Origin of the sequence: Tepidimonas alkaliphilus (genome assembly GCF_007556595.1) — a bacterium.
GTDB lineage: Bacteria > Pseudomonadota > Gammaproteobacteria > Burkholderiales > Burkholderiaceae_C > Tepidimonas > Tepidimonas alkaliphila.
The window spans coordinates 1-16,596 of the sequence record NZ_VJNB01000014.1 but is presented as its reverse complement, the minus strand read 5'-3'; the positions used below and the strand labels follow the sequence as shown (position 1 = coordinate 16,596).

13 protein-coding genes are annotated in these 16,596 nt (G+C 71.5%); 5 read left to right on the top strand and 8 right to left on the bottom strand.

The window, feature by feature from the left end; all coding sequences use genetic code 11:
* Nucleotides 1-8 precede the first annotated feature (8 nt).
* Together Talka_RS10880 and Talka_RS10875 are read left to right on the top strand one after the other, a co-directional pair.
* Complete coding sequence (locus Talka_RS10880; protein WP_143891349.1) at nt 9-785, top strand: AzlC family ABC transporter permease; 777 nt, start codon at nt 9-11, stop codon at nt 783-785.
* Nucleotides 782-1,117 (top strand): AzlD domain-containing protein, encoded by a 336-nt coding sequence (locus Talka_RS10875; RefSeq protein ID WP_143891348.1) that lies wholly within the window; start codon nt 782-784, stop codon nt 1,115-1,117. Before Talka_RS10880 ends, Talka_RS10875 begins: the two co-directional genes overlap by 4 nt.
* On the opposite strand, the gene Talka_RS10870 is transcribed toward Talka_RS10875, so the two are convergent.
* The 3 genes from Talka_RS10870 to Talka_RS10860 form a co-directional block, all read right to left on the bottom strand.
* On the bottom strand, nt 1,068-2,993 hold the full coding sequence (locus Talka_RS10870) for a response regulator (RefSeq protein ID WP_143891347.1): 1,926 nt from the start codon (nt 2,991-2,993) through the stop codon (nt 1,068-1,070). The two genes, Talka_RS10875 and Talka_RS10870, sit on opposite strands and share 50 nt — an antisense overlap.
* Nucleotides 2,990-3,517 carry a putative pterin-binding protein gene (locus tag Talka_RS10865; protein WP_143891346.1) on the bottom strand — a complete coding sequence of 176 codons (528 nt, stop codon included), beginning with the start codon at nt 3,515-3,517 and terminating at the stop codon, nt 2,990-2,992. Before Talka_RS10865 ends, Talka_RS10870 begins: the two co-directional genes overlap by 4 nt.
* 70 nt (nt 3,518-3,587) lie before the next feature.
* Entirely contained in the window at nt 3,588-5,639 is a 2,052-nt protein-coding gene (locus tag Talka_RS10860; RefSeq protein ID WP_143891345.1) for an ATP-dependent helicase, read from the bottom strand.
* Nucleotides 5,640-5,736: 97 nt separating this feature from the next.
* Here Talka_RS10860 and Talka_RS10855 point away from each other — a divergent pair, with 97 nt between their 5' ends.
* On the top strand, nt 5,737-6,699 hold the full coding sequence (locus Talka_RS10855) for an AEC family transporter (protein WP_425472681.1): 963 nt from the start codon (nt 5,737-5,739) through the stop codon (nt 6,697-6,699).
* Between the two features lie 18 nt (nt 6,700-6,717).
* Here the strand turns inward: Talka_RS10855 and priA are convergent, their stop codons facing one another.
* From priA to Talka_RS10840, 3 genes are all read right to left on the bottom strand, one after another.
* Nucleotides 6,718-8,760 carry a replication restart helicase PriA gene (priA, locus tag Talka_RS10850; protein ID WP_143891375.1) on the bottom strand — a complete coding sequence of 681 codons (2,043 nt, stop codon included), beginning with the start codon at nt 8,758-8,760 and terminating at the stop codon, nt 6,718-6,720.
* Between the two features lie 337 nt (nt 8,761-9,097).
* A complete protein-coding gene (hemE, locus tag Talka_RS10845) occupies nt 9,098-10,213 on the bottom strand; it encodes a uroporphyrinogen decarboxylase (RefSeq protein WP_143891344.1) in 1,116 nt (371 codons plus the stop codon).
* Nucleotides 10,214-10,247: 34 nt separating this feature from the next.
* Complete coding sequence (locus tag Talka_RS10840; protein WP_143891374.1) at nt 10,248-12,452, bottom strand: protein-disulfide reductase DsbD family protein; 2,205 nt, start codon at nt 12,450-12,452, stop codon at nt 10,248-10,250.
* A gap of 161 nt (nt 12,453-12,613) precedes the next feature.
* Between Talka_RS10840 and Talka_RS10835 the strand changes: the two genes are divergently transcribed.
* Together Talka_RS10835 and Talka_RS10830 are read left to right on the top strand one after the other, a co-directional pair.
* Nucleotides 12,614-13,870: an SAM-dependent methyltransferase gene (locus Talka_RS10835; protein WP_143891343.1), complete on the top strand. Its 1,257-nt coding sequence runs from the start codon at nt 12,614-12,616 to the stop codon at nt 13,868-13,870.
* A 46-nt stretch (nt 13,871-13,916) separates the two neighbouring features.
* A complete protein-coding gene (locus Talka_RS10830) occupies nt 13,917-14,771 on the top strand; it encodes a creatininase family protein (protein WP_143891342.1) in 855 nt (284 codons plus the stop codon).
* Between the two features lie 309 nt (nt 14,772-15,080).
* Here Talka_RS10830 and Talka_RS10825 read toward each other — a convergent pair whose 3' ends face one another.
* Both Talka_RS10825 and Talka_RS10820 read right to left on the bottom strand, forming a co-directional pair.
* Nucleotides 15,081-15,338: a SixA phosphatase family protein gene (locus tag Talka_RS10825; RefSeq protein WP_185970142.1), complete on the bottom strand. Its 258-nt coding sequence runs from the start codon at nt 15,336-15,338 to the stop codon at nt 15,081-15,083.
* A 55-nt stretch (nt 15,339-15,393) separates the two neighbouring features.
* Entirely contained in the window at nt 15,394-16,041 is a 648-nt protein-coding gene (locus Talka_RS10820; protein WP_143891340.1) for a LysE family translocator, read from the bottom strand.
* Nucleotides 16,042-16,596: the final 555 nt, after the last annotated feature.

Sequence of the window (16,596 nt, the reverse complement as noted above, 5' to 3'; positions counted from 1 at the left end):
CGCGGTTTATGACATTGGGGTCATCGTTTGTCTTTTCGGCTCGGCTGCGGCGCCATCCCGCGTTCGCGCTGGGCGTGCGGGAGCTGGCCGGCGCGGCCACCGGCATCGCCGCTTGGGGTTTGATGACCGGCGTGGCGATGGTGCAGGGGGGTTTGACGCCGCTGGAAGCCACGCTGATGACGCTGCTGGTGTATGCCGGCAGCGCGCAGCTGACGGCGGTGCCGCTGATGGTGGCGGGCGCGCCGCTGGGGGTGGTGCTGGCCGCGGCGTTTTGCGTCAACTTGCGCTTTGTGGTGTTTTCGGCGCACCTGCGGCCTTATCTGGCGCATTTGCCGCGGGGACAGCGGCTGTGGGTGGGCTACCTTACCGGCGACCTGACCTATGTGTTCTTTGCCAAGCGCTACACGCGCCCCGGCGCAACCCCGGCTGAGCGCACCGAGCAAGAGGCGTATCTGGCCGGCAGTTGCGGCCTGAACTACGTGGTCTGGAACGCCTCCAGCCTGCTGGGGGTGGCGCTGGCCCACGCCATCCCCGTGTCTTGGGGGCTCGGTTTTGCTGGGACGTTGGCGTTGCTGGGCGTGGCGTGTTCGCTGGCCACCTCGCGGCTGCGCGCGCTGTCGGCGGCGGTGTCGGCCAGCGCAGCGGTGGCAGCCTGGGCGCTGCCGCTGAAGCTGCACATCATCGTGGCGATCGCCGCGGCGGTGCTGGTCTGCCTGATCGCCGAGGCGCACGGACCGCGTTGGCTGCGCGGCGCGTCGCTGCCGCCGCACGGAGCATCCCGATGAGCGAGCTCGATCCCTGGCGGCTGCTGACGTTTGTGGCGCTGGCGGCGGTGACGGTGGTCACGCGCGGCTTTTTCTTTTTATCGGAGCGCCCTTGGCGGCTGCCGCACTGGGCCGAGCGCGGCTTGCAGTATGCGCCGATTGCGGCGCTGGCGGCGGTGGTGGGCCCGGAGATCGTGATGCGCGACGGCGCGTTGATCGCCACTTGGCAGGATGCGCGGCTTTACGCGGCGCTGGCCGGCGCCGGCTGGTTCTTCTGGCGCGGCGGGGTGCTGGGCACCATCGTCACGGGGATGGCGGTGTATCTGCCGCTGCATTTGGGGCTGGGCTGGTAGCCGCTTGGCGCGGCTGCCATCGGCGCACGGTGGCTTGCAGCTGATCGGGCTGCACGGGTTTGCCCAAAAAATCGTTCATGCCTGCGGCGCGCGCTTGCGTTTGGGCGGCATCGAGCACATCGGCGGTCAACGCCACAATCGGCACTTGCCCGCGTGGGCCAGGCAGGGCGCGGATGCGTCGCGTCGCTTCCAGGCCGTCCAGCACCGGCATGTGCACGTCCATCAGGATCAGGTCAAAGTCCTGCTCGGCAGCCAAGTCCAGCGCTTGCGCGCCGTCGGCGGCGAAAGTCACGCGGTGCCCAAGCCGCTGCAGCATCAGCCCGACCACTTTGCGGTTGACAGGGTGATCTTCGGCCACCAGCACGTGGGCGCAAGGCGGATCTTCGCACGGCGTCGGCGGCGCGGTGGCCTCACTGGCCTGTTGGGGCGGCGCGTCTGCGGCCCATCCATTGACGGGTGGCGCGGCGAGGTCGGTGACCCACGTGGCCTCAAAGGTCGACCCCTGCCCTGGCGCGCTGTGCCGCAGCACCACGTCGCCGCCCATCAGACGCGCCAGCGAGCGGGCGATGTCCAGCCCCAGGCCGCTGCCGCTGTAGCGGCGGGTCGAGCCCGGGTCAGCCTGCTGGAAGCGTTGAAACAGCCGCGACTGCATGGCGGGGTCGATGCCAATGCCGCTGTCGCGCACCGTGGCGCGCCAGCGCAGCCGCTCGGGTGCGATCGGCTCCGCTTGCAGCTTGAGTTCGATGCTGCCCCGGTCGGTGAATTTGATGGCGTTGCCCAGCAAATTAAGCAAAATTTGCCGAATGCGCGTGGGATCGGCCAGCACCCGGGGCGTTTCGGCAACATCGATCGCCAGTTGCAGCGTCAGTCCCTTGGCCCGCGCTTGCGGTTGCACCCAGCGCTGCACATCAAGCACCAGCGCGGGCACATCCACCGGCTGCAGACGCAGTCGCATTTGACCGGCATCCAGCGCCGAAAGATCCAAAATGTCGTTGAGCAGCTGCAACAGATGTTCCGCGGAGGCGCGCGCGGTGCGGATTTGGTCGTGCTGCTCGGGGCTGAGCGGGCTGGCTTCCAGCATGGTCAGCATGCCCAGCAGGCCGTTGAACGGGGTGCGCAGCTCATGGCTCATGTTGGCCAAAAAACGGCTCTTGGCGCGGCTGGCCGCCTCCGCGGCGTCACGCGCTTGACGCAAGGCGTCGTTTAGGGCGTCGAGCTGTTGGCGGTGCAGCAGCTGGCGCTGTTGGTGCCATGCCAGCGCGATCGCGGCGGTCAGCAGCACCACCACCTGCGCGGCCATCAGCGCCACCACCCAGCGCCGCAAGGTGCGCACCTCATGCAGCTTGGCGCGCACTTGCTCGCCCGCTCGCGCATCGGCCAGGGCGGTCAAGGCCTGCACGTCCGGCCCCAGGGCCTGCATGGCGGGCAGGATCTGGCGCAACGCGTCCACGCGCTGTTGCGCCACGGCGGTATCCAGCGCCTGCATGAGCTGTTCCAGCTGCGGCAGTAGGCGCGCTCCGTCAGCGTCGCGGTGCAGCGGCTGCGTCGAGGGGTTGGCGCGCAGCAGCGCCACCCGGCTGGCCCAGATTTCCAGGCGCAGATGCAAGCCCTCCCAATCGGGAGTGGGCGTTTGCAGCGCCAAGGCCACTTCTTCCCGCAAGCGCAAAAATTCACGTTCGTGGTAGAAGGCCAACGCGGTTAGCGAGTCGGCCTGCAGCTGCACTGAGTCTTCCGCGGTTTGCGCTTGGCGCAGGAACACCGCCAACAGCACCGCCATGCCGGCGGCCAGCAGCGCGGTGGTCAGGGCCAGCCATAGCCAAAAGCGCCGGTTGCTGCGCGCCGGCGGCGGCGCGGGCGGGCAGGCGGGGGGCGTCATTCCACTTCCAGCGCTTTGAGCTGCCAGATCGAGCGCTCGTAATAGCGCCGATCGCGCAGCTGGGGCGCGTGATCGAATGGATAGACGATGAACAGCGGCCCTTTTTGGCGCACGCTCATTCGGGCCCCGTTTTTGCGCGTGGCCACGATCACGTCGTAGCGCTGCGCGTCCTCCAGCGGGATGATGACGCGGTAATCGTCCAGCGCCACGGCGCGCAAGCGTTGTCCGTGCGCGCCCACGGCATCCAGCACGTCGCGCAGGCGCGGGCCGCTGAAGGTGACCGGTTCGCTGTCCCACGGCGTGCGGGTCAGCAGATGGTGCTGCGGCAGCGCCTCCAGCATGGCCAGATCCAACGCCGCATGGGAGCCTTGGTTGCGTCGCTCGATGCGACCGCGAATCGTCAACACCACAGGGCCCGTGGGCGCGGGCAGCGTGGAGGCGCGTGCCGTCAGCAAGGCGCTGGCCGCGAGCCAGCCCAACAGGCTGCGGCGCGACCATCGACGGGGGTGGGCCAAGGTCGCCATGCTGCAAGAGGCTCCTCTTCTAACACGGGGCGATGATAGCGACCGCGTTTCGGCTCCAGGACGGGTGTTTTCAGGCCAGGCGATCGCGCGCCGCCGCGCGGGCGGCGAACTCCTCGCGCAGCGCGCGCAGGCGTGCGCGCGGGTCGTCCTGCGCCGGGGCGGCGTCCAGCTGCATCTCGGCGATGAAGCGGCTGGGCTGCGCGGCCACGCGCTCGCGCCCCTGGCGGCGGGCCTTGAGCCAGCTGACCACTAGCGTGCGCTGCGCGCGCGTGATGCCGACGTACATCAGCCGCCGCTCCTCCTCGATGCGCGCGGCCAGCTGCGCCGCGTCGCCGTCGGCGTCGGGCTTGAACGGCAGCAGCCCCTCGTTGACGCCGACCAGCATCACGTGCGGCCACTCCAGCCCCTTGGCCGCGTGCAGGGTCGAGAGCGTCACCGCGTCCTGATCCTGCTCGCGCTCGGCCAGCGTGCTGATCAGCGCCACCGTCTGCGCCACCTCCAGCAGCGGGCGCGGCGTGCGCTCCAGCGCCACGCCGCCGGTGTCGTCGAGCTGGCCGCCGCAGCGCTGCACCATCCAGTCCACGAAGTCCAGCACGTTGGCCCAGCGCTGCGTGGCCTGCTGGGGGCTGTCGGCGTGGTCGTGCAGGTGGCGCTCGTAGCCGATGTCGGCCAGCCACGCCATCAGCACCGCGCGCGCCGCCTCGTGCCCCACTGCATGGCGCGCGCGGTCTTGCAGGTCGTGGACGAAGCGGCCGAACTCGTGCAGCGCGGCCAGCGCCTTGGGCGCCAGCGTGGCCTGCAGCGTCGGCGCAAACAGCGTCTCGAACAGGCTGAGCTTGAGCCCCGCGGCCACCTGCCCGAGCTGCGCCAGGGTCTGGTGGCCGATGCCGCGCCGCGGCGTCGTCACCGCGCGCAGGAAGGCCGGGTCGTCGTCCTCGTTGGCCAGCAGCCGCAGCCAGGCGCACAGGTCCTTGATCTCGGCGCGGTCGAAGAAGCTCGTGCCGCCGGAGACGCGGTAGGGGATCTGCGCCTTGCGCAGCGCCACCTCGAAGGCGCGCGACTGGTGGTTGGCGCGGTAGAGGATGGCGCAGTCGCGCCACGCCGCGCCCTGCGCGCGCAGCGCCTGGATGCGCGCCACGGCGCGCTCGGCCTCGTGCTCCTCGTGGTCGCAGGCCAGCACGCGCACCGGCTCGCCCTCGCCCAGCGCGCTCCACAGCGTCTTCGGGAACAGCTTGGGGTTCGGCCCGATGACGGCGTTGGCGGCGCGCAGGATGGCGTTGGTGGAGCGGTAGTTCTGCTCCAGCTTGATGATCTTGAGCGTCGGAAAGTCCTGCGGCAGGCGCTTCAAGTTGTCCAGCGTCGCGCCACGCCAGCCGTAGATCGACTGGTCGTCGTCGCCGACGCAGGTCAGGCGCGGGTCAGGGCGCTGCCCGTGGCCCACCAGCAGCTTCAGCAGCTCGTATTGCACGGCGCTGGTGTCCTGGTACTCGTCCACCAGCACGTGGCCCAGGCGCTGCTGCCAGCGCTGGCGCACGTCGGCGTGCTCGCGCAGGAGCTTGAGCGGCAGCAGGATCAGGTCGTCGAAATCGACCGCCTGGTAGGCCGCCAGCCGCTCGTGGTAGCGCGCCATCACCCGCGCGATCTGGGCTTCCGCCTCGTCGCGCGCCTGCGCCAGCGCCTGCTCGGGCGTCAGCCCCGCCCCCTTCCACTGGCTGATGCGCCATTGCCAGTGGCGCGCGGTGGTGGCGTCGGTGGTGCCGCCGCAGTCCTTCAGCAGGCCGACGATGTCGTCGGTGTCCAGGATCGAGAACTGCGGCTTCAAGCCCAGCGACGCGCCGTCCTCGCGCAGGATGCGCACGCCCAGCGCGTGGAAGGTGCACAGCAGCACGCCCTGCGCGGCCTTGCCGACCAGCGTGCGCGCGCGCTCGCGCATCTCGGCGGCGGCCTTGTTGGTGAAGGTGATGGCGGCGATGCGCTCCGGCGCCAACCCCGCCTGGATCAGCCGCGCGATCTTGTGCGTGATGACGCGCGTCTTGCCCGAGCCGGCGCCGGCCAGCACGAGCGAGGGGCCGTGCAGATGGTGCACGGCCTCCAGCTGGGCGGGGTTGAGCGTGTCGTGCATGAGTGGAGAGCTCCCTAGACGGGCCGCGATCTTACCGGGGCGCCATCGACGGAGGCGCGACCGCATCCGCTCGTTGGGCCGGCTACGATGCCGTCCCATGGAGCTGGGCGCCATTCTCCTCGTGACGCTGCCGTTTTTCGCCTTGGTGGCCGCCGGCTACGTGGCGACGCGGCGCGGTTGGCTGCCGCTGGCGGCGATCCCCGGCCTCAATGGCTTCGTGCTGTTCTTCGCGCTGCCGGCGATGCTGTATCGTTTTAGCGCCTCCACGCCGATCGCCCAGCTGCTGGACGCCGCCGTGGCCGGCACCTGGCTGCTGGCCGGGCTGCTGCTGGTGGCGCTGACGATGGCCGCCACGCGCAGCGGGCGCATCGGCTGGAACGACGCGGCGTTCGGCGCGCTGGTGACGGCGTTTCCGAACACCGGTTTCATGGGCGTGCCGCTGATCGCGGCGCTGCTAGGGCCGCAGGCGGTCGGCACGGTCATCGTCGTCATCGTGGTGGACATGGTGGTGACGACCTCGCTGTGCCTGGCGCTGTCGCGGCTGGACGCCGGCGAGGGCGGCGCGCGCGCGGCGCTGAAGCAGGCGCTCGCGGGCGTGCTGCGCAACCCGATGCCGTGGGCGATCGGCGCCGGGGCGCTGGCCTCGGCCTGGAGCTTTGCGCTGCCGGCGCCGCTGGACAAGACGGTGGCGCTGCTGGCCGATGCCGCCAGCCCGGTGGCGCTGTTCACCATCGGCGCGGTGCTGGCGCGCTCGCAGCTGCAGGCCGACCACCCCACGCGGTGGCGCGATGACGTGCCGCTGGCGCTGGCCAAGCTGCTGCTGCACCCGCTGCTGGTGCTGCTGCTGGGCGCGGCGTTGGCGCAGCTCGGCGCGCCGTTGACGGCGCCGACGCTGACGGCGCTGGTGGTGGCCGCCGCGCTGCCCAGTGCCAGCAACGTGTCGCTGCTGGCCGAGCGCATGGGCGCCGACAACGGCCGCATCGCCCGCATCATCCTGATCTCGACGGCGCTGGCGTTCGTGACGTTCGCGGCCGTCGTCGCATGGGTGCGGCCGGGCTGAGGCGCGGCAGCCGCGCCGTCAGTAGCCGAGCGGATCGACGTCGATCGCCCAACGCAGCAGGCCGCGCGCGGCGGACGCGCCGCGCAGCGCGTGCAGCCGCGGCGTCCAGGCCGCCAGCAGGGCCTGCAGCGCCGGGCGGCGCGCCGACTCCAGCAGCAGCTGCGCGCGCTCCACGCCGGCCAGCCGCACCATCGTCATCGGCACCGGCGCGTAAAGCGTCACGTGGGCGCGGCCCGGCAGGCCGTCCGCCTGCGCCGCGGCCAGCCGCAGCCAGGCCAGCGCCGCCTCCAGCGTGCGCGCCTCGGCGCGCAGCAGCGCCTGGTGCGCAAACGGCGGCATGCCGGCGGCGCGCCGTTCCTCCAGTTGCTGCGCGGCAAAGCCCGGGTAGTCGTGCCGCGCCAGCGCCGCGAACAGCGGGTGCTGCGGGTAGGCGGTCTGCACCCACAGCTCGGCGCGGCTGCCCTGCGCCGCCATGAACGCCGCGTCGCGCCCGGCGCGGCCGCCGGCCTGCAGCAGCAGCGCGAACAGCCGCTCCGGCGCGCGCCAGTCACTGGCGAACAGCGCGCCGTCCGGGTTGACCGCCGCCACCAGCGTGATGCGGCGAAAGTCGTGCCCCTTGGCCACCATCTGGGTGCCGACCAGCACGTCCACGTCCCCGCGGTGCACCTCGGCCAGCCGCTGCTGCAGGGCCTGCGGGGTGCGCGCGGTGTCGGCGTCGAGCCGCCCGATGCGCACCGGCGTGCCGTCGGGGCGGCGCAGGTCCGCCAACGCCTGCTCCAGGTGCTCCTCCAGCCGCTGCGTGCCGCGCCCGAGCGGCACCAGATCGACGTTGCCGCACTCCGGGCAGGCGCGCGGCACCGGCGCCGCGTGGCCGCAGTGGTGGCAGCGCAGCGCGCGCTCGGCCTTGTGGAAGACAAGGTGCGCGCTGCAGTGCGGGCAGCCGCTCGTCCAGCCGCAGTCGGCGCAGGCCAGCACCGGCGCGTAGCCGCGGCGGTTGAGCAGCAGCAGCGCCTGCTCGCCGCGCGCCACGCGCGCCTGGATCGCCTCCAGCAGCGCCGGCGCCAGCAGCGCCCCGCGCGGCTGCTGTCGCAGATCCAGCAGCCGCAGCACGGGCCGCGCCGCCCCGCCGATACGGTCGGGCAGCTCCACGAGCCGGTAGCGCCCCTGCTGCGCGGCATGCCAGCTCTCCAGCGACGGTGTGGCCGAGCCGAGCACCACGCGGCAGCCGTGCGCCGCCAGCCGGTGCGCGCGCACCACCGCCAGGTCGCGCGCCGAGTGGCGCGCCCCTTCCTGGCTCTTGTAGCTCGGGTCGTGCTCCTCATCGACGACGATCAGCCGCAGCCGCGGCAGGCTGGCCCACACCGCGGTGCGCGTGCCCAGCACCACGCGCGCCTGGCCGAGGTGCGCCGCCAGCCAGTGGCGCAGCCGCTGCGCGGGCGTCAGGCCGGAGTGCAGCGTCACCACCGCGGCGCCGAAGCGCGCGCGCACGCGCGCCTCCAGCTGCGGCGTCAGGTTGATCTCCGGTACCAGCATCAGCACCTGCGCCTGCGCGTCGCGCTGCAGCACCTGCGCGGCGGCCTGCAGGTAGACCTCGGTCTTGCCGCTGCCGGTGGCGCCGAACAGCAGCACTGGCCGGTCGGCCGCGGCGATGGCCTGCACCGCGGCCTGCTGGTCGGGCGTCAGCGGCGGAGCGGGCGCCGCCGGGGCGGCGACGCCCGCGCCGGGCAGGCGCGCCAGCCGCCGCTGCAGCCCCGCGGCGTCCAGCGCGCGCAGCGCCGGCGGCAGCGCCGCCAGCGCCACCTCGCCGACGCTGCGCTGGTAGTAGCGCGCGGCAAACGCCACCAGCGCGCACCACTCGTCCGGCAGCGGCGGCAGCGCGCTCAGCACTTCCTGCACCGGGCGCAGCGCTTCCCGCGCCGGCGCCGCGCCGTCCGGCGCCTCGGGCCACACCACGCCGAGCACCGTGCGCCGGCCCAGCGGCACGCGCACCAGCGTGCCGGCCGGCAGCGCGTGCGGGTGGCGGTAGCTGAGGCGCGCGTCCAACCCCCCGTGTGCCGGCATCGGCACGACCACCGTCAGCGCCACGCCGTCACCGGCGGCGGGCGGCTCGGGGGGCAGAGCGGAGGGGGCCTCGGGCACGGTCAGGAAGCCGGCGGGTTGTCCCGCGAACTTGTGGATAACTTTGTGGAGCGGCTGCGGATCGCGCGTGCAAACCCTTGCTGCGCAAGGGCTGCATCAGACTGCCAAAAAAGACGGCGATCGCTAGAATCCTTGTAGATCAAACATTTGTATCGATGTCCGGGAGGTTTGTCCTGCTGCAGGGCGGCGGGATGACGATGCGCCCGGGTGGTGCATCGCTGTGCACAACGCGCCGGCGACGACGCACCGTGGCTGTTCGTCACGCACCGCGCTGGCGCATGCGCCGCGAGTGCGCATGCACCGTCTCCACCAGCGCCTGCACGTGCTCCGGCGGCGTGTGCTGGCTGATGCCGTGGCCGAGGTTGAAGATGTGCGTCGGCCCGCGGCGGGTCGGGTCGGTGTGCGGGGCGCCGAACGCCTCCAGCACCGCCACCGCCTGCTCGGCCACCGCCTCGGGGCTGGCCAGCAGCACCGCCGGGTCCAGGTTGCCCTGCAGCGCCTTGCCCGGCCCGCCCGGCAGCCCGCCCACCAGCGCGCGCGCGCGGCCCAGGTGCACCGTCCAGTCCACGCCCAGTACGTCGCAGTCCAGCGCCGCCATCTCGGCCAGCCACGGCGCGCCGCCCTTGGTGAAGACGATGCGCGGGATGGTGGCGCCGTCGTGCGTGCGCGGCAGCTGCGCCAGCACGCGCTGCGTGTAGGCCAGGCTGAAGCGCTGGAACATGCCGTCGGCCAGCACCCCGCCCCAGCTGTCGAACACCATCACCGCCTGCGCACCGGCGCGGATCTGCTCGGTCAGATACGCCGCCACCGCATCGGCGTTGACCGCCAGCAGCCGGTGCATCAAGTCCGGGCGACGGTACATCAGGCTCTTGACGTGGCGGTAGTCGTCTGAGCCGCCGCCCTCCACCATGTAGCAGGCCAGCGTCCACGGGCTGCCGGAAAAGCCGATCAGCGGCACACGGCCCGCCAGCGCCCGGCGGATCGACGTCACCGCATCGAACACGTAGCGCAGCCGCTCCATGTCCGGCACCGCCAGCGCCGCCACGTCGGCCTCGCTGCGCACGGTGCGCTCGAACTTCGGACCCTCGCCGGCCTCGAAGCGCAGCCCCAGGCCCATCGCGTCCGGTACGGTCAGGATGTCCGAAAACAGGATCGCCGCATCCAGCGCGTAGCGCTCGAGCGGCTGCAGCGTCACCTCGGTGGCGAAGTCGGGGTTGCTGGCCAGCCCCATGAAGCTGCCGGCGCGCGCACGCGTTGCGCCGTATTCAGGCAGATAGCGGCCAGCCTGTCGCATCAGCCAGATCGGGGTGTAGTCGGTCGCTTGGCCGAGGCAGGCGCGCAGAAAAGTGTCGTTGGTCAGCGTCGCAAAGGACATGGAGGTTCGCTCGGGTGGTGCGGATCGCGGCGCATTATCGCCGCACGGCCTGGAACGCGGCGCGCACCTCGGCCACGCTGAGCACCTCGGTCAGCACCTGGGGCGAGCGGCCCGGCACGTGCAGCACGTACACCGGCACGCCGCTGCGCCCGAGCTTGGCCAGCTCCTGCGTGATGGCCGGGTCGCGCCGCGTCCAGTCGGCGCGCAGCAGCGCGATGCCGGCCTCCTCGGCGTCGCGCAGCACCGCCGCGTCGCGCAGCACCGCGGCCTTGTTGACCTGGCAGGTCACGCACCAGGCGGCGGTGAAATCGACGAACACCGGCCGCCCGGCGGCCAGCAGCTCGGCCTGGCGTGTCGCCGACCAAGGCTCCCATGCGTCGTCGGCGGATCGGTGCTGCGCAGTGGGGGTGGCGCCGTCCGCTTCGCGCCCCACCGCTGGGCCGACCGTCCAGGTCAGCGCCAGCAGCGCCAGCACCCCCAACGCGCTCAAGACCCACGCGCGTCGCCCCAGCGCCCACAGCACCCAAGCCAGCGCCAGCAGCCACAGCAGCAGCCCGGCTGCACCGTGGATACCGGTTTGTTGGCCGAGCACCCATAGCAGCCAGATGGCCGCCGCCAGCATTGGGAACGCCATCGCCTGGCGGAACGTCTCCATCCACGGCCCGGGGCGCGGCAGCCTTTGCGCCAGGCCGGGCCAGGCGCTCAGCGCCAAGTAGGGCAGCGCCATGCCCAGGCCAAGCGCGGCAAACACCGCCAGCGCCGCGGGTGCGGGCAGCGTCACGGCCAGCCCTAACGAGGCGCCCATGAATGGAGCCGTGCACGGCGAGGCCACGGCGGTGGCCAGCACGCCTGTCAAAAAGTCATTGGCCACCGGGTTGCGCAGCTGCAAGCTAGCCAGCCTCGACGGAACCAGGGCCTTGAGTTCGAACAAGCCCGCCAAGTTCAGCGCGATGAAGGTGAACAGCACCGTCAGTCCCGCCACCACCCACGGGTTTTGCAGCTGAAAGCCCCAGCCCACCGCCTCGCCGGCGCTGCGCAGCGCCAGCAGCAGCCCGCCCAGCGCCAGGAACGACAGCACCACCCCCGCCGTGTAGGCCAGCCCTCCGAGTCGGTGCGCGCGCGCATCCGCCCCGTGCGCCTGGAACGCCATCACCTTGATCGCCAGCACCGGGAACACGCACGGCATCAGGTTCAGGATCATGCCGCCTGCCAGCGCCCCGAGCAGCGCCAGCGTCAGGCCCAGCGTCGTCGGCCCGGTGCCGCCGGTCGGCGCCACTGGGGTCTCGGCGGCTGCCGCCGGCGCGTCCGGCAGCGCCACCGCCGGCCAGGCGCCCTGCACGTCGGCCTCCAGCCGCACGCCGGCGGCCGCCGGGCCGTGGCCGGCCTCGGCGCGCGCCAGCACGAAGGCCAGCCGCGCTGCCGTCTCGCTGCGGTAGGGATTGAACGGCAGCGTCGCGCGCCAGGCGTCGCCGTCCCAGCCCTGCGTCCACGGCGCGCCGGGGGCGATCAGGTTGGCCGTTTCCGGAAAGAACTCCAGCGCCTGCCCGCGCCAGTCCGCCGGCAGGCCGCTGGCGCGCACATGCAGGCCGGCCTCGTCCACGCGCAGCTCGGCGCGCGCCTGCGGCAGCGCGCGCGGCGCAGCAGCCCAGGCGGCCTCGAACTCGGCGGCGTGCTGCACGATCGGCCCGCCCGCGGGCAGCTCCAGCCGCAGCGTGGCCTCCTCCGGCACGCATTCGCGTCGGCAAATCAGCCAGGTGGCATGCAGCTGCACCGGCAGGCTGGCCCCTTGCCAGCTCGGCGGCAGGGTTACCGGCACCGGCAGCAGCACCGTGCCGTCGTAGCCGTAGTTGGCCAAGTCACCCAGCGGAAACTTGCGCGGCGTCGGCCACTGGATCGCGCCGGCCTGCACGCCGTCGGGCAGCGTCCAGTTCAGCTCGATCGGCAGGCCCGAGTCGCCCGGGTTGTGCCAGTAGGTGTGCCACTCCGGGGCGTGCTCGATGCGCAGCCCCAGCCACAGCGGCCGCCCGGCCGCCACGCCCTGCGGCGCGTGCGCCAGCAGCTGCACTTGCGCGTAGTCGGTGCGGGCGCGGTCAGCGGGCTCTGCGTGGCCCCGGCCTGGCAGCGTCAGCCCGCTTTGCGCGCTGGCCAGCAGCGGTCCCCACAGCCAAATCCACCAGCTCAAACGCAGCCAAGCCCGACAACGGGCGGCGCCGCGCCGCCAGAAGCGTCTGCATACCATCCACATGGGCGCCCTCGGGGAAGATGTTCAGTCAGGCTCACATTGTCCAATAACGTCTGTCATAGCGTAGGGCTATGGTCGCGATCGTCGCAGGCGGGCTTCACAGCGCCGCGCGGCTGCCCAACAATCCCTTGCGCATCGTGTGGATGTTGGAGGTTTGCATGGCTGTGATCGACCAAGCCATCGAAAGCTGGGTGCAGCGCTGGCGGCAGCGCTTGGATTGGCCGTTGCGCTTGTGTTGGGGCGTCGGCGGCGGCGCTCCGACGCGTTGCTGGGATTTGGGGGTGTTTGAGCAGCCGCGGGTCGTCATCACGGTGCGTGACGCGGCGGCGATCCCGGCGCTGCTGAGGCCAACATTGGACAGCCTGGGCGAGGCTTATGTCGAAGGTCGCCTTGATGTGGAGGGTGACATCGACGACGTCCTGGAGCTGGCGCACACGCTGGTGCGCCGCGCCGCCGAAGACGGCGCAGGGGCGCCGCAGCCAACGCTGCTGCAGCGCATGGTCAAGGGCTTCACGCACAGCCGCAAGCTCGATCGCGAGGCCATCCAGTACCACTACGACGTCTCCAACGCCTTCTACGCCGAGTGGCTCGATCCGGCGATGGTGTATTCGTGCGCCTACTTCGAGCGCGGCGACGAGGACCTGGCCAGCGCGCAAATCAAGAAGATCGACCACATCCTGACCAAGATCCGCCTGCAGCCCGGGCAGACGCTGCTGGACATCGGCTGCGGCTGGGGCGCGCTGGTGCTGCGCGCGGCGCAGCGCTTCGGCGCGCGCTGCGTCGGCATCACGCTGTCGCAGGCGCAATACGAGCTGGCGCGCGAGCGCGTCGCCGCCGCGGGCTTGAGCGACCGCATCGAGATCCGCCTGCAGGACTACCGCGACGTCGAAGGCACGTTCGACCGCATCACCAGCGTCGGCATGTTCGAGCACGTGGGGCTCAAGCACCTGGCCGACTACTTTCGCATCATCCGCGCGCGGCTGGCGCCGGACGGCTGGGCGATGAACCACGGCATCACCACCACCGACCCCGGCGACGGCGAGACGCCCTACGGCGGCGGGCGCTTCATCGACAAGTATGTTTTCCCGCACGGCGAGCTGCCGCACATCGCCACCGTGCTGCGCACCATGCAGGAGGGGGGCTTGGAGCCGTTCGACGTCGAGAACCTGCGCCGCCACTACGCGCGCACGCTGCAGTGCTGGAGCGCGACCTTCGAGGCCAAGCGCGAGCGCCTGCGCGCCATGGTGCCGGAGCGCATCTGGCGCATCTGGCGCGTCTATCTGGCCGGCTGCGCCTGGGCGTTCGAGCACGACCAGATCGCGCTCTTCCAGGTGCTGTGCCGCCCGGCCGGCCGCAGCGCGCAGGAGCTGCCGTGGTCGCGCCGCTGGATCTACGACGCCGCGCCGGGCGGCTGAGCACCGGGCCGGTTGCGGGCGCGCGCGGCTGCGCTACGATGCGCCCATGACGTCCGCCGCCTCGTCCGGCCTGCGCCGCTGGGCCGACCTCGCCTGGCCTGACTTCGCCGCGCTCGATCCGGCGCGCACGGTGGCGGTGCTGCCGCTGGGCGCCACCGAGCAGCATGGCCCGCACCTGCCGCTGGATGTGGACACCGCCATCGTCGAGGCGCTGCTGGCGCGCGCCGCCGCGCACCTGCCGGCCGAGGCGCCGCTGCTCGTGCTGCCGACGCTGGCGGTCGGCCTGAGCCCGGAGCACGCGGCCTTCCCCGGCACGCTGACGCTGACGCCGGAGACGGCACTGGCGCTGTTGCGCGACGTGGCCGCCGGCGTGGCCCGTGCCGGCGTGCGCAAGTTCGTCATCGTCAACGGCCACGGCGGCCACGTCGGGCTGCTGGACGTGGCCACGCGCGCGATGCGTTCGCAACACGGCTTGCTGGTCTGGAGCGTGCCGTGGTGGCAGCTGCCGTTGGTGGAGCCCGATGGCCACGATCTGCTCGCCGACTTGCCGCCGCACGAGCAGCGCTTCGGCGTGCACGCCGGCCGGCTCGAGACCGCCGTCATGCTGGCGCTGGCGCCGCAGCGCGTGCGCCGCGCGGCGCTGCAGACCTTTCCCTCCAGCTCCGAGGCGCGCGCGCGCCACCACGCGCTGCTCGGCAACGGCCGCAGCGCCAAGTTCGCCTGGGCGATGCAGGACCTCAATCCGCTGGGCGCCGCCGGGGACGCCGCCGCGGCCGACGCCGCCTGGGGCGAGCGCGTGCTGGCTGCCGCCGCGCGCTCGCTGGCGCAGCTGTTGCTGGAGGCGGTGCAGGTGCCGCTCTCCACGCTGCAGCCCGGCCCGCTTGCGCCTACGCGTACGTGATCCAGTCGCGGTGCTGCGCAGCCGCAGGTTCAGCTCGATCGTCGTCTCCGCCGGCGCCGCCAGCAGGTGGCCGACCAGGGTGGCGATCGGCCCGCCGCTGCTGATGATCAGGACATCAGCGTCGGGGCCACGGCGCGCTTCGTCCAGCACCGACAGCACGTTGCGTGGCCACTTATCGTAGGGGGCATGCCGCGCGGCGACAGCACACCGTCCATCCACCCCGCAAGGCATCGCGCAGCAGCCAAAAGTCGGCGCGGTAGCCTTCAGGGGTGCGTGGGTCGGCCAAGCAGGGCGGGCGCAAGGCTTCAATCAGCGCCGCGCTGTCGTATTCGTCAAGTCGCGCCAAGGCCACGGTTCCAACCCAAGCCCCCAGCCCGCCTGCAACGCCTGCCACGTTTGCCGGTGACGCCGCAACGTGCCTGTCCACACCTGGGTCAGCTTGATACCCCACGCACGCCAATGCTCGCCCAGGCGCTGCGCCTGTCGCTGACCGAGTGAACTTAGGCGGTCGTAATCCTCTGCGCCCAGGCTGGCCTGCGCATGCCGCACCCAATACAGCGTGCCCATACCAAGCGATTCTGAGCGCGGCGCAAGCGCCATCCCGTCGCTGCGGTGACGTCGCTCAGCCCATCGGTGCAGCCGGCTGAGCGCGCAACAGCATCCACAGCGCCGAGATGGCCAGCGCAAGCCCCATGACGGCATTGAAGCGCCGCAGCCGGCGCCCGCTTGGTTGCCCTTCAATGATCGGCCCTTCCAACCAAGGCTGCAAGCGGCTGCCCACCCATGCGTAAAGAAGATTGCTGCCCAAGGTGCATCCCACCACCACCGGCAACGCTTGTGCAAAACGCGCGCCGGCCTGCGGCATGCCTCCAATCCAGCCGGCCACGATCGCCAGCACCAACATCCAAGCCTTGGGGTTAAGAAATTGCAGCATCACCCCCCGTCCAAACGAGATGGTCAGCTTGTCCGACGTCGAGCCTGGCAGCGAAGCTGAACGCCCGATCTGCCATGCCAGCCACAGCAAGTAACCGGCGCCGCCCCACACCATCACGCCGCGCAGCGCGGGCGCCTCCAGCACCGCTGCGCCGACGCCGGCGCTGCACAGCCCCAGCAACAACACCCATCCCACCGGAACCGCGCTGACAAATGGCAGCGCATGACGCAAACCGCCTTGGGCTCCCAACGCTGTGGACAGCGTCGTGTTGGGCCCAGGCGTGAAAGTCGCCGCCAAGGCCAACGACCAGAGGGCAATCCATTCATCGAGGCTCATCGTCGGGACGGCAGCAAGGGTTGACGCCACAGCGGGATCGGCTCGCCTTCGCGGCTCGGTTGATGCCTCTCTTGGATGTTGTTGCAGGCGCTCAAGCCTTCACCGCCGTCCAACGCGTGGCGTCGGCTGGTGTGGGTCATGGTCTTTATTGTCGGCGCTTGCGACCTGGCGCGCCGATCTGGGGTGGTGCCACGGACGCCCGCCGCTTCGCCGTGGCAGTTCCTCGACCTCTCCTTCATTGGAAAGACGCAAGCCGCGCCAGTGTCATGCCGCGATGAACGTGCTGGCCGCATCGGGCTAATTTTGTGTTATAGTTTTGGGCTCTTTCGGCGATGCATCGGCCTGGGAGTTGTTGCTGCCGGTGGCGGCGTTCAGGTCGAGCCAAAGCGAAGAGTTGACTCGGCGTCAAACGCGTGTCATAATACAAAGCTCTGCTGATCGAGGCAGAGTTGGGTTTGGATCGTTAACAAGGTAACAGCCGATAAGCGTGGGCAGGCGCTGCGGCGGGCTGGAGGGTGTCTTGGGCGCTTTTGGGCTCTCTTGGATGGGGGCTTG

Coding starts and splice junctions, on each gene's coding strand:
- Talka_RS10880 (WP_143891349.1), top strand. CDS start 9: ATGACATTGGGGTCATCGTTTGTCTTTTCGGCTCGGCTGCGGCGCCAT.
- Talka_RS10875 (WP_143891348.1), top strand. CDS start 782: ATGAGCGAGCTCGATCCCTGGCGGCTGCTGACGTTTGTGGCGCTGGCG.
- Talka_RS10870 (WP_143891347.1), bottom strand. CDS start 2,993: ATGACGCCCCCCGCCTGCCCGCCCGCGCCGCCGCCGGCGCGCAGCAAC.
- Talka_RS10865 (WP_143891346.1), bottom strand. CDS start 3,517: ATGGCGACCTTGGCCCACCCCCGTCGATGGTCGCGCCGCAGCCTGTTG.
- Talka_RS10860 (WP_143891345.1), bottom strand. CDS start 5,639: ATGCACGACACGCTCAACCCCGCCCAGCTGGAGGCCGTGCACCATCTG.
- Talka_RS10855 (WP_425472681.1), top strand. CDS start 5,737: ATGGAGCTGGGCGCCATTCTCCTCGTGACGCTGCCGTTTTTCGCCTTG.
- priA (WP_143891375.1), bottom strand. CDS start 8,760: ATGCCGGCACACGGGGGGTTGGACGCGCGCCTCAGCTACCGCCACCCG.
- hemE (WP_143891344.1), bottom strand. CDS start 10,213: ATGTCCTTTGCGACGCTGACCAACGACACTTTTCTGCGCGCCTGCCTC.
- Talka_RS10840 (WP_143891374.1), bottom strand. CDS start 12,452: ATGGTATGCAGACGCTTCTGGCGGCGCGGCGCCGCCCGTTGTCGGGCT.
- Talka_RS10835 (WP_143891343.1), top strand. CDS start 12,614: ATGGCTGTGATCGACCAAGCCATCGAAAGCTGGGTGCAGCGCTGGCGG.
- Talka_RS10830 (WP_143891342.1), top strand. CDS start 13,917: ATGACGTCCGCCGCCTCGTCCGGCCTGCGCCGCTGGGCCGACCTCGCC.
- Talka_RS10825 (WP_185970142.1), bottom strand. CDS start 15,338: ATGGGCACGCTGTATTGGGTGCGGCATGCGCAGGCCAGCCTGGGCGCA.
- Talka_RS10820 (WP_143891340.1), bottom strand. CDS start 16,041: ATGAGCCTCGATGAATGGATTGCCCTCTGGTCGTTGGCCTTGGCGGCG.